Raw genomic sequence first — 12,432 nt, 5'->3', positions numbered from 1 at the left:
CGACCATGCCGCTGCTTGACGGACGTATCGCGGTGATCACCGGCGGTGCCCAGGGAATCGGGTACGCGATCGCGGAACGATTCATCGCCGAAGGCGCCCGGGTCGTGATCGGCGACCTGAACCTCGACGCCACCGAGGCGGCCGTCGCGAAGCTCGGCGGCACCGAGGTGGCCAAAGCCGTCCGGTGCGACGTGACCTCCGCCGCTGACGTGCAGGCACTGATCGATGCCGCCGTGGCCTGGGGCGGCTTGGACATCATGGTCAACAACGCCGGCATCACTCGCGACGCCACCATGCGCAAGATGACCGAGGAGCAGTTCGATCAGGTCATCGACGTGCACCTGAAAGGCTGCTGGAACGGCACCCGGTTGGCCGCGGGCGTCATGCGGGAGGCGAAAAGCGGTGCCATCATCAATATTTCGTCGATCTCGGGCAAGGTCGGCCTGATCGGCCAGACCAATTACTCGGCGGCCAAGGCGGGCATCGTCGGCCTGACCAAGGCGGCCGCCAAAGAGGTCGCCCACCTCGGGGTGCGGGTCAACGCTGTGCAGCCGGGCCTCATCCGCTCCGCGATGACCGAGGCCATGCCACAACGGATCTGGGACCAGAAGCTCGCGGAGATCCCGATGGGACGGGCTGCAGAGCCCAGCGAGGTGGCGTCGGTGGTCACGTTCCTGGCGTCGGACATGTCGTCGTACATGACCGGCTGTGTCCTGGAAATCACCGGGGGACGGCACATCTAGATGACCGCGACCAGCCCTGTCATCTGTGCGCCGGTACGTACGCCGATCGGCCGCTACGGCGGCATGTTCAAGTCGCTGACCGCCGTCGAGCTCGGTGTCGCGGCGCTGCAGGGCCTGTTGCAGCGCACCGGAATTCCGGCCGACGCGGTGCAGGACGTCGTTCTGGGGCACTGCTACCCGTCGAGTGAGGCACCGGCCATCGGCCGCGTCGTGGCGCTCGACGCTGGGCTGCCCGTCACGGTTCCCGGTATGCAGGTCGACCGGCGCTGCGGGTCGGGACTGCAGGCCGTCATCCAGGCCTGCATGCAGGTGGCCAGTGGCGCAAACGATCTCGTGATCGCCGGTGGTGCGGAGTCGATGAGCAACGTCGCTTTTCATTCCACCGACATGCGCTGGGGTGGCTCGCGCGGCGGCATCACCGTGCACGACGGGCTGGCCCGTGGCCGGACCACCGCCGGCGGCAAGAATCATCCGGTGCCCGGCGGCATGCTCGAGACCGCCGAGAATCTGCGCCGGCAGTACGCGATCCCCCGGGTGGAACAGGACGCCCTGGCGGTGCGTTCGCACCAGAAAGCCGTTGCGGCACAGCGCAGTGGCGTGCTGGCCGACGAGATCGTGCCGGTGACCGTCACTTCCCGTGCCGGTGTTGAAGTTATCGACACCGACGAGCATCCCCGCGCCGACACCACCGCCGAGGCGCTGGCCGAGCTCAAACCCGTTCTGGGCAAGAATGATCCGGATGCCACCGTGACGGCGGGCAACTCCAGCGGACAGAACGACGCGGCGTCGATGTGCATCGTGACCACGCCGGAGCGCGCGGCGGAGCTCGGACTTCAGCCCCTGGTGCGGCTGGTGTCGTGGGGCGTGGCCGGAGTGCCGCCGAACATCATGGGCATCGGCCCGGTCCCGGCCACCGAGGTGGCGCTGGCCAAAGCCGGTCTGGCGCTTGCCGATATCGATCTGATCGAGCTCAACGAGGCCTTCGCCGCGCAGGCGCTGGCCTGCACCCGGGAATGGAAGTTCACCGACGGGGACTGGGAACGTACGAACGTGCGGGGCTCGGGTATCTCACTCGGTCATCCCGTCGGTGCGACCGGCGGCCGGATGCTGGCGACCCTGGCGCGCGAACTGCACCTGCGGGACGGCCGCTATGGACTGGAAACCATGTGCATCGGAGGCGGCCAGGGGCTGGCCGCCGTATTCGAACGGATCGAGTCATGACGGACAGCGAGAAGCGAAGCGGGATCGCACATGAGTAAGTTGGCCCAGACCGCCGGTCTCACCGAGGTGCAGCGCGAAATCGTGGCCACCGTACGGCAATTCGTCGACAGGGAGATCATTCCGGTCGCTCAGGAGTTGGAGCACTCGGATTCCTACCCGCAGGCCATCGTCGATCAGATGAAAGACCTGGGCCTGTTCGGCCTGATGATCCCGCAGGAGTACGGCGGGCTCGGTGAGTCCCTGCTGACGTACGCGCTGTGCGTCGAGGAACTGGCCCGCGGCTGGATGAGCATCTCGGGCGTCATCAACACCCACTTCATCGTCGCCTACATGATCCGTCAGCACGGCACCGACGAACAGAAGCAGCGCTACCTGCCCCGCATGGCGACCGGCGAGGTACGCGGCGCGTTCTCGATGTCCGAGCCGGAGCTGGGTTCCGACGTCGCGGCGATCCGCACCAGAGGCGTGCGGACCGAAGACGGTGGCTATTTGATCACCGGACAGAAGATGTGGCTGACCAACGGCGGCAGCTCGACTCTGGTTGCGGCACTGGTGAAAACCGATGAGGGCGCGGACAAGCCGCACCGTAACCTGACCGCGTTCCTCATCGAGAAGCCGACCGGCTTCGGTGAGGTCAAGCCCGGCCTGACCATCCCGGGCAAGATCGACAAGCTGGGCTACAAGGGCATCGACACCACCGAGCTCATCTTCGACGGCTACCGCGCCGGCGCCGGCGACGTGCTGGGCGGCAAGCCCGGCGCGGGTTTCTTCCAGATGATGGACGGCATCGAGGTCGGCCGCGTCAACGTGTCGGCGCGGGCCTGCGGTGTCGGCATCCGCGCCTTCGAACTGGCGGTGCGCTACGCCCAGCAGCGGGAGACGTTCGGCAAGCCGATCGCCGACCACCAGGCCATCGCCTTCCAGCTCGCCGAGATGGCCACCAAAGTCGAAGCGGCACATCTGATGATGGTCAACGCGGCGCGGCTCAAAGACTCGGGCGAGCGCAACGACGTCGCGGCCGGGATGGCGAAGTATCTTGCCAGTGAGTTCTGTTCGGAGGTCACCCAGCAGAGCTTCCGGATCCACGGAGGTTACGGTTACTCGAAGGAATACGAGATCGAACGTCTGATGCGGGACGCGCCGTTCCTGTTGATCGGCGAGGGCACCAGCGAAATCCAGAAGACCATCATCAGCAAGAACCTGCTCAATGAATACCGCATCTGAACCTCAATTCGCCGCGCCCGCACAGCTTTCCCACGACGTGGCGCGGTACGTTCGTCGCCGCATCTTCAACGGTGCGTTCCCGGCGGGGGAGTACCTGAGGCTGGACCAGCTGGCCACCGAGCTGGGCGTCAGCGTCACCCCGGTCCGTGAGGCGCTGCTGAACCTGCGGGCCGAAGGGCTGTTGGTGCAACATCCGCGACGAGGCTTCATGGTGCTGGAGGTGACCGCTCGCGACGTGTCCGACGTGGCCATGGTGCAGGCGTTCGTGGGTGGGGAACTGGCGGCCCGCGCCGCCGAGAACATCTCGGCCGATCAGATCACCGAGCTCACCCGCATCCAGGACGCGCTGGAGCAGGCGTACCAGCACACCGACGTCGACCGCATGGTGCAGCTCAACCACGAGTTCCACCGGCTGATCAACGTCATCGCCGATTCACCCAAGCTGACCCAATTCATGTCAGGCATAACCCGTTACGCGCCCGAGGCGGTGTTCCCGACGCTCGAGGGCTGGCCGGACTTGTCGATCCGGGACCACCGGCGCGTGATCGCCGCGCTGCAGGCCGGCGACGGCGACGCGGCCCGCACGGCGATGGCCGAACACTTCGAGGTCGGTGTGGCACCGCTGACCGAGCACCTCTGCGAACGCGGGGTGATCCGCGAGCGTAAAGCCCACTGAGCCGGTGTCGCCGAGGGTACGGTCTGGGTGAATCTGTGAATCGTGCAAGGAAAACGGCGCTGCGGCCCGATCCCACTCCTTACCGCCGGTTCGCCGCAATGATGTGCCCACACCCGATTCGTTGCCCACTGTTGGAGACAGCATGACCGTATCGACCGAAGACGCGCCGACGCCGTCGGGCCGCGCAGCGACCCGTCGCGCGATCTGGAACACCATCCGGGGGTCGTCGGGCAACCTCGTCGAGTGGTACGACGTCTACGTCTACACCGTCTTTGCGACCTACTTCGAGAACCAGTTCTTCGACAAGGCCGACCAGAATTCGACCATCTACGTGTACGCGATCTTCGCGGTCACGTTCATCACCCGGCCGATCGGGTCGTGGTTCTTCGGCCGCTTCGCCGACCGCCGGGGCCGCCGTGCGGCACTGATGGTCAGTGTTTCGCTGATGGCCGCCTGTTCGGTGGTGATCGCCCTGGTTCCGTCGCGGGCCAGCATCGGCGCCGCGGCGCCGATCATCCTGATCATCTGCCGGCTGGTGCAGGGCTTCGCCACCGGCGGCGAGTACGGCACCTCCGCGACGTATATGTCGGAGGCGGCGACCAGGGAACGCCGCGGGTTCTTCTCCTCGTTCCAGTACGTCACACTGGTCGGTGGGCACGTGCTCGCCCAATTCACCTTGCTCATCATCCTCACGGCACTGAGCACCGCGCAGGTGAGCGAATTCGGTTGGCGCATAGGCTTTGCGGTCGGCGGTGTCGCGGCGGTCGTGGTGTTCTGGCTGCGGCGCAGCATGGACGAGTCGCTCTCCGAGGAGACGCTCAAGGCGGTCCAGGAGGGCAAGGATCCGAACGCCGGTTCGATTCGTGAACTGTTCACGCGTTACTGGAAGCCATTGCTGCTGTGCTTCCTGATCACGCTCGGCGGTACCGTCGCGTTCTATACGTACAGCGTCAACGCGCCGGCGATCGTCAAGGCGACGTACAAGAACCAACCCATGACCGCCACCTGGATCAACCTGCTCGGGCTGATCTTCTTGATGCTGATCCAGCCGGTCGGCGGCATGATCAGCGACCGGGTAGGCCGCAAACCTCTGCTTCTGTGGTTCGGATTCGGCGGGCTGGTCTACACGTACGTCCTGATCACCTACCTGCCACAGACGCACTCGCCGATCATGTCGTTTCTGCTGGTGGCCGCCGCGTACGTCATCCTCACCGGATACACGTCGATCAACGCGCTGGTGAAGTCCGAACTGTTCCCAGCCCACGTGCGGGCGCTGGGCGTCGGCGTCGGCTATGCGCTGGCCAATTCGATCTTCGGCGGCACGGCGCCCCTGATCTACCAGGCCCTCAAGGCCCGAGGCGACGTGCCGCTGTTCATCCTCTACGTCACCGTCTGCATCGGGGCCTCGCTGCTGGTGTATCTGTTCTTCCTGAAGAACAAGTCCGACACCTACCTCGACCAGGAGCAGGGCAGCGCGTACCGCTGAGGGCCTCGCGGGTTGCGTGTTCGCGCGCGGGTGTCCGGATCAGCCCAGCGGGTCGAACCGGAAGACCGCGAGTCTGCCTGCCAGCGACTCGAATTCGTCAGGCGTGCCCTCGGTGACCATGCCGGAGCTCTTGGCGAATTTCACGCCGACCGGCACCTGCACCGGAAACTCACGCAGCACCGGCCGTGCTTCATCGACCGTCAGCTCGGTGATCTTCACGGGCCGGGACTTACGGCCCCGCGTCAACGTGCCGGTGCCGGCCGCACGGGCGTTGAGAGCCCAGTGCGCGCCCGGATAGCCCGCCACGGCGTACATCTCGCCGTGCACGACAAAAGGCGTCATCGGGGTGCTGCGGGGCGTGCCGGTCTTGCGGCCCGGGACCGTCAGCACCATCGCGGGGCCGACCGGGATGCCGAGTTTCCCCACGGCGACAACGACTTTGTTCATCTGCTTGAGGTAGCGCGGGGGTCGCGGATTCGGGGTGCGCGGCTCAGACATGGCTGGTCTCCACTGTGCGTGAGAAGGCGCCGCGGTGCTGACCCACCCATTCGGCGAACGTCGTCGCGGGGCGGCCGAGGATGCGCTCGACCTCGTCGGTAACCGGAGCCGGGGTATCGACGGTTTCGGCCAGCAGCGCGGTATAGGCGGTGCCGAACTCGGCGGGAAAGCCGATGGCGACGAACCGCTCTCGGACCTGCTCCACCGGAATTTCCCGGTAGTGCAGAGCGCGGCCCAGTACCTCGCCGACGATGGCGAGCAACTCGGCGTTGGTGAGCGACTGCGGCCCCGTCAGCGGAATCTTGCGACCGTTCAGGTCGTCGGTGCGCAGGGCGTGCGCGGCGACGGCCGCGATGTCGGCCTCGACGATCGGGGCGCTGGACGCGGACGCGTAGGGCCCGGCGACGACATCGCCGGCCTGCAGCTGCCCGGCCCACATGCCGATGAAATTCGTCGCGAACAGCGCCGGCCGCAGACTCACCCACGGCAGTCCCGAGCCGACAGCCAATTGTTCGACCTCCTGGTTGCGGTCGCCGCGCAGGCGCGACGGCTGCCGGGTGAAGTCTTCGTCGACGTTGATCGCGGACAGCGCGACCAATTTGGCTCCGGAGGCTTTGGCGGCCTCGACCGTCCACGTCAGCTCCGGACCGAGGGCGCGGGAGTTGAGAAACACCGCGCCGGCGCCGGCGAGGCCGTCCCGGACGGATGCGACGGTCTCGACCCCGGGCGGGAAATGTGGGGACGGATTGCGGGTGACGGCACGGACTTTCACGCCGGCGGCGTGCAACTGTTCGACGAGTGGGCGGCCGACGTTGCCGGTGGCCCCGGTGATGAGAATTGTCATGAACCAAGGACGGAGTATCCGTCGGGAAAGTTACGACCCGAAGGATGACGCGGTGCGGTAACTTTTCACCACCCTGGATCGTCTTCAACTGATGACAGAAACCACTGAGTTCACCGCGGCCTGGCGCCACCACCATCCGTATCTGGTCAATCTCGCGTACCAGATGCTCGGTGACGTCGGCGACGCCGAAGACGTTGCGCAGGAAGCGTTTCTACGGCTGTCTCGCACCGAGCCCGGCGAGATCGAGGACGTCCGCGCATGGCTGACGACCGTCGCCGGCCGGCTGTGCCTGGACCTGGTGCGGTCGGCGCGGGCCCGGCGGGAACAACCGACCGGGCAGGACGAGATGCCGCCACTGGCCTCGAATGAGCCGGACCCCGCCGACCGCGTCACCCTCGACGACGAGGTGTCGAGTGCCCTGCTGCGGGTGCTGCGGCAGTTGAGCCCCGGTGAGCGCGTGGCGTTCATCCTGCACGACGTGTTCGGTGTCCCGTTCGAGTCGATCGCGGAGACCGTCGGCCGGCCGGTCGGCACGTGCCGGCAACTGGCGCGTCGGGCCCGGGCGAAGGTGGCGGGTACCGACTTGCGCGCCGACGAGGTCGAGGCGAGCGAACATCAACTCGTCACAGAGAAGTTCATCACCGCCTGCGCCGGCGGTGACGTGCAGGCGCTGGCCGCCGTGCTGGACCCGACGGTTTGGGGCGTCGGCACGGTACTCAGTGACCCGCCGATTCCGCCGATCGTCAACCACGGCCCGCAGCGGGTCGCCGAGAACCTCATGCTGTATCTCGGCCCGGGCACCACCGTGGTTGCCGGCCCGCTCGGCCAACCCGTCCTGCTGGCATTCGCCGACCGGCAGCTTTTCGCGGTGGTGGTCCTGACGATCCGCGACGGGCTCGTCGCCAAGATCGAGGCGACCGCCGATCCGTTGGCCCGATTCGGGGCGTGATCACTTGTCGCGCCCGGACGTAGGGTGGCGGCATGATCGAAGTGCTGTCAGACATGCCCGACGGCGTGACCGGCATTCGGGTATCCGGCCGGGTGAGCGGTGACGACATCCGTGAATTCGAGCCCACCATGGACGATCTCGTCGTCGGCGGGGAAATCCGGATCGTCGAGGTGATCGCCTCCGACTACGAGGGCTTCGGGCCGGGCGGGCTGGTCGAGGATCTGAAGGTCGGATTCGGTGCGCTGTTCAAACACCACTCGGCGTTCAAGCGCATCGCGGTGGTATCCGACAAGCCGTGGGTGGCGCACACCCTGCACACCGTGGCCTGGATGATCCCCGGTGAACTGCAGATCTTCGGCCTCGACGAACTGGACCGCGCCAAGGAGTGGGCCGCGGGCTGAGTCCGTTCGCGCGCGGCAGGACTCAGTTCTGCAGCGCCTGCTCCTTGGCCCAGCGGTAGTCGGCCTTGCCTGCGGGGCTGCGGACGATGGTCGGCCGGAACACGATGGCCTTGGGCAGCTTGTAGCGCGCGATGGATTCCGAGGCGTGTTCGATCAGTTCGGCGGCGTCGACCTCGGCGCCATCCGCCACCGCCACCACGGCCACGACCTCGTTGCCCCACCGCTCGCTGGGCCGTCCCGCGACGACGACGTCGACCACGGCCGGGTGCGAGGCGATGGCGGACTCGACCTCCTCGGCGAAGATCTTCTCGCCGCCGGAGTTGATGGTCACCGAGTCGCGGCCGAGCAGCTCGACGGTGCCACCCTCAAGCAGGCGGGCGCGGTCACCCGGCACCGCGTACCGGACGCCGTCGATCACCGGGAACGTCTTGGCCGTCTTGGCGGCGTCGCCCTTGTAGCCGAGCGGCACGTAGCCCTCCTGGGCCAGCCAGCCGTTGCCCTCGTGACCGGGCGCCAGGAGCGCGGAGAAGTCCTCCGAGACGATGCGGGTGGCCGGACCGGCGGTGAACGTGCCGCTGGAGACGTTGGCCTTGGTCGACACGTGCGACATCTGAGCGCCGGTCTCCGACGAACCGACGCCGTCGATCACCATCGCGTTGGGCAGCGCGGCCACCAGGCGGCCCTTCACGGCCGGTGTGAACAGTGCTCCGCCGTTGGCGACCACGACGAGCGACGTCGGGTCGTGGCTGCCGTCGGATATGGCTTCTTCGATGGCGGTGACCAGCGGCCGCGCCATGGCGTCACCGACGACCGTTGCGATGGCGATCTTCTCGCGGGCGATGGTCTCGACGATCTCTTTGGCGTTGAAGGCCTCGACGTCCTCGGCGAACACGATGGTCTGACCGTTGTTGATGCCGGTCATCACACCCCACTGCGCGGCGCCGTGCATCAGCGGCGGCAGGATCATCATCCGCATCTCGCCCGCGGCCGATGCCCGGTCGACGATCTCCTGGGCCGACTGCGCCGGCTCGCCCGTCATCGCGTTGCGGCCGCCGAACGAGGCCATGAAGATGTCGTGCTGGCGCCACAGCACGCCCTTGGGCATACCGGTGGTACCGCCGGTGTACAGCACGTAGAGGTCGTCGGGCGACGGCGTCACCGGAGGTGGAGGGACGTCGGTGTTGACGATGGTCTCGTAGTCGACGGCGCCGGGCAGCAGCTCGTTGCCCGAGCTGTCGGCGATCTGGATCAGCACCTTGAGGTTCGGCAGGTCCGGCAGGACTTCAGCCAGCGTCGGCGCGAACGCGGCGTGGTAGATGAGGGCGGAGGCACCCGCGTCGTTCAGCAGGTACTGCAGCTCGGCCTTGACGTACCGGTAGTTGACGTTGAACGGCGCCACCCGGGCCCGGAACGCGCCGAGCAGCGACTCGACGAACTCGGGGCCGTTGTACGCGTAGATGCCCACCAGGTCCTGACCGACCTCGTGGCCCGCCAGCTGATCGCGCTCGGTGTGCACGCCCAGGCCCTGTGCATGCAGGTAGGCGGCGAGCCGGTTGGCGCGGCTGACAACCTCGGCGTAGGTGAAGCGGCGATCGCCCTGAACGATCAGGGTCCGGTCCGGGATGGCTGCAGCGACGGCGTCGGTGACGTCGGAAACCGTGAACAGCACGTTTCTCCTAAGGCTGGGGGATAGCAACTGGACATCTGTCCATACACGAATTTAGTACCACGGAGTGAGGGTCGTCTCATTTGGTACCACCCTGTGAGCAGCCCACGACGGTGTGCGTCCACTGTGCGGAAGGTTGGGTAGACGGGTCAGAGGCTCATCGAGATGGGCGCCGGTACGGCCGCGATTTCGGTGATCCCCGCGAGCATGTGCGGCAGCGTGATCGGCTGCGCTTCCTGTCTTCAGTTACGCGGCAGTTCGTGCGTCAACAGCAGCGGCCCTGCGGATTGCGATCGGCGGCGCGGTGCCGGGCCTTCCAGTAGTCGCGCTCGGTCAGTACCGGTTCGTCGGGGTGGGTGCGGCGACGGTGTTCCAGGTACCGCGCGTAGTGGTTGTCGCCCATCAGTGATGACCAGTACCAACTGATCTGGCGTGCGAGCTCGGCAGCTCGTCCCATTGTTTCTGCACCTCCTTCTCGAGGTCGGTGGCGATCAGGCCGCGCGGCGCGAACAACCGCGACGGCACCGGCTCGTCATCGGTCAGTGGCCGGCCGCCGCCGCGGATGGCCTGCAGGGCGACGACGATGCCGACCACGACGACGATGACCACCAGCAGTGCGAACACGATGGACAGCGTGCCCTGGATGAACGTGTTCCGGATGACGGCGTCGATCTGGTCGGGGTTCTTCGCGGAGCCGAAGCTGGTCTTGCCGGCCGCCTTGGCGGCCAGGTACTGCGAATGCTGTTGCCAGTAACCGATTTTGGGGTCGTGGGAGAAGATCTTCTGCCACGACGCCGTGAGCGTCACCAGGGCGTCCCAGAACAGTGGCAGCCCGGGAATCCAGGCCCACTTCAGCAGGCCCTTCTTGATCACCACGACGGTGACGACCGTCAGCGCGATGGCCGCGAGCAGCTGGTTGGCGATGCCGAACAACGGGAACAGCGTGTTGATGCCGCCGAGGGGATCGGTGACGCCCATCAGCAGGATGCTGCCCCAGCCCGCGACGACCAGCAGACTGCAGCTCCACGCGCCGATACGCCAGCTGGGATCGCGCAGCTTCCGCAGCGGCCCGCCGAGATTACCCAGGGCATCGGACAGCATGAAGCGCGCGACGCGGGTGCCGGCATCGACGGTGGTGAGGATGAACAGGGCCTCGAACATGATCGCGAAGTGGTACCAGAACGCCTTCATGCTCGACCCGCCGAACACCTGGTGCAGCACTTCGGACATGCCCAGCGCCAGCGTCGGTGCGCCGCCGGTACGCGAAACGACGGAGTGTTCTCCGACGTCGGTGGCTGCGGTGGTGATCTGCTGTGCGGTGATCGAATCCCCGGACAGACCGAGACCATTGGCATAGGTGGCCGCCGTGGCTGCGGTGGGGCCTGTGGCGGCGCCGGGGGAGTTGATCACGAAGTACAGGTGCTGGTTGATGATCGCCGCGGTGATCAGCGCCATGATCGCCACGAATGACTCCGTCAGCATGCCGCCGTAACCGATCAGCCGCGTCTGTCCTTCCTTCTCGAGCAGCTTCGGCGTGGTGCCCGACGAGATCAGGGAGTGGAAACCCGACAGCGCACCGCACGCGATGGTGATGAACAGGAACGGGAACAGTGCGCCGGCGAACACCGGACCGTCGGCGCGGGTGGCGAACTGCGACACCGCGGGAGCCGCCATGACCGGGTGGGCGATCAGGATGCCGACGGCCAGCAGCGAGATGGTGCCGACCTTCATGAACGTCGACAGATAGTCGCGCGGCGCCAGCAGCAGCCACACCGGCAGCACCGAGGCGGCAAGGCCGTAGATGATGATGCACCACGACAGGGTCACCTTGGACAGCGTGAACCAGTCTGCACCCCAGGATGTTTCGGCGACCCAGCCGCCCGAGACCACCGCGAGCAACAGCAGCGCGACGCCGATGAGCGTCACCTCGGACACCCGGCCGGGCCGCAGGTACCGCAGATACAGACCCATGAAGATCGCGATCGGGATGGTCATCGCGATGGAGAACACGCCCCACGGGCTTTCGGCGAGTGCATTGACCACGACGAGGGCCAGCACCGCCAGCAGGATGACCATGATCACCAGCACGGCGACGATCGCGGCGATACCGCCGACGGGCCCGAGCTCGTCACGCGCCATCTGGCCGAGCGATCGGCCACGCCGCCGAGTCGAGATGACCAGCACCAGGTAGTCCTGCACACAACCGGCCACGACTGCGCCGACGATGATCCAGATGGTGCCCGGTAGGTAGCCCATCTGCATGGCCAGCACCGGGCCGACCAGTGGGCCCGCGCCGGCGATCGCCGCGAAGTGGTGACCGAACAGGACCCGGCGGTCGGTCGGCATGTAGTCGGTGTCGTTCTCGAGGAGCTCGGCCGGGGTGGCGTGATCGTCGCGGGGTTTGACGATCTTCATCTCGATCAGCCGCGCGTAGAAGCGGTACCCGATGACATAGGTACAGATCGCGGCGATGACGAACCACACCGCGTTGACCGTCTCGCCACGGGCGAAGGCGATGACGGCCCATGCCACGGCGGCGAGTACCGCGATGACGCCGAAGATCACCCGATGCCGGGTCGTGATTGGTGAGCGGTCGATGATCGCGACCGGTGGCAGGTCCGGGTCGGTACGCACATAGGTGACGTCCCCGACGGACTCGTCGGGGTGCGCAGTGGCTGACGACATGCCCCACATCCTGTCATCGGCCGCTCCGAAAAGCGGGGT

Annotated in this window: 12 protein-coding genes; 7 read left to right on the top strand and 5 right to left on the bottom strand. The window is 66.7% G+C overall.

Annotated elements, in window-relative coordinates; translation table 11 throughout:
- Positions 1–5: 5 nt before the first annotated feature.
- From fabG to QRN63_RS20505, 5 genes are all read left to right on the top strand, one after another.
- A complete protein-coding gene (fabG, locus tag QRN63_RS20525) occupies positions 6–743 on the top strand; it encodes a 3-oxoacyl-ACP reductase FabG (protein ID WP_267316499.1) in 738 nt (245 codons plus the stop codon).
- Complete coding sequence (locus QRN63_RS20520; protein ID WP_285032504.1) at positions 744–1,964, top strand: acetyl-CoA C-acetyltransferase; 1,221 nt, start codon at positions 744–746, stop codon at positions 1,962–1,964.
- Positions 1,965–1,994: 30 nt separating this feature from the next.
- A complete protein-coding gene (locus QRN63_RS20515; RefSeq protein WP_285032503.1) occupies positions 1,995–3,188 on the top strand; it encodes an acyl-CoA dehydrogenase family protein in 1,194 nt (397 codons plus the stop codon).
- Positions 3,172–3,864 (top strand): GntR family transcriptional regulator, encoded by a 693-nt coding sequence (locus QRN63_RS20510; protein ID WP_285032502.1) that lies wholly within the window; start codon positions 3,172–3,174, stop codon positions 3,862–3,864. Before QRN63_RS20515 ends, QRN63_RS20510 begins: the two co-directional genes overlap by 17 nt.
- Before the next feature lie 142 nt (positions 3,865–4,006).
- On the top strand, positions 4,007–5,350 hold the full coding sequence (locus QRN63_RS20505; RefSeq protein ID WP_267316503.1) for an MFS transporter: 1,344 nt from the start codon (positions 4,007–4,009) through the stop codon (positions 5,348–5,350).
- 39 nt (positions 5,351–5,389) lie between these two features.
- Here QRN63_RS20505 and QRN63_RS20500 read toward each other — a convergent pair whose 3' ends face one another.
- The gene (locus tag QRN63_RS20500) at positions 5,390–5,848 is read right to left on the bottom strand and encodes a nitroreductase/quinone reductase family protein (RefSeq protein WP_267316504.1); all 459 of its coding nucleotides are present in this window, start codon (positions 5,846–5,848) and stop codon (positions 5,390–5,392) included.
- Positions 5,841–6,692, bottom strand: coding sequence for an NmrA family NAD(P)-binding protein (locus QRN63_RS20495; protein ID WP_267316505.1), 852 nt, complete (start codon positions 6,690–6,692; stop codon positions 5,841–5,843). Before QRN63_RS20495 ends, QRN63_RS20500 begins: the two co-directional genes overlap by 8 nt.
- A gap of 91 nt (positions 6,693–6,783) precedes the next feature.
- Between QRN63_RS20495 and sigI the strand changes: the two genes are divergently transcribed.
- The gene (sigI, locus tag QRN63_RS20490; RefSeq protein WP_285032501.1) at positions 6,784–7,641 is read left to right on the top strand and encodes an RNA polymerase sigma factor SigI; all 858 of its coding nucleotides are present in this window, start codon (positions 6,784–6,786) and stop codon (positions 7,639–7,641) included.
- A gap of 32 nt (positions 7,642–7,673) precedes the next feature.
- Positions 7,674–8,042, top strand: a complete 369-nt coding sequence (locus QRN63_RS20485) for a SpoIIAA family protein (RefSeq protein WP_285032500.1) — start codon at positions 7,674–7,676, stop codon at positions 8,040–8,042.
- Positions 8,043–8,064: 22 nt separating this feature from the next.
- On the opposite strand, the gene QRN63_RS20480 is transcribed toward QRN63_RS20485, so the two are convergent.
- The 3 genes from QRN63_RS20480 to QRN63_RS20470 all read right to left on the bottom strand — a co-directional run bounded on the left by QRN63_RS20480 (position 8,065) and on the right by QRN63_RS20470 (position 12,393).
- Positions 8,065–9,711: a medium-chain acyl-CoA ligase Mig gene (locus QRN63_RS20480; protein WP_285032499.1), complete on the bottom strand. Its 1,647-nt coding sequence runs from the start codon at positions 9,709–9,711 to the stop codon at positions 8,065–8,067.
- A 262-nt stretch (positions 9,712–9,973) separates the two neighbouring features.
- Positions 9,974–10,111: a YbdD/YjiX family protein gene (locus tag QRN63_RS20475; RefSeq protein WP_410506014.1), complete on the bottom strand. Its 138-nt coding sequence runs from the start codon at positions 10,109–10,111 to the stop codon at positions 9,974–9,976.
- Positions 10,111–12,393, bottom strand: a complete 2,283-nt coding sequence (locus QRN63_RS20470) for a carbon starvation CstA family protein (RefSeq protein WP_285032498.1) — start codon at positions 12,391–12,393, stop codon at positions 10,111–10,113. The genes QRN63_RS20475 and QRN63_RS20470 overlap by 1 nt, the downstream gene beginning before the upstream one ends.
- Positions 12,394–12,432: the final 39 nt, after the last annotated feature.

The organism is Mycolicibacterium sp. lyk4-40-TYG-92 (genome assembly GCF_030209435.1).
GTDB lineage: Bacteria > Actinomycetota > Actinomycetes > Mycobacteriales > Mycobacteriaceae > Mycobacterium.
This window is presented reverse-complemented; position numbering and strand designations above follow the sequence as displayed.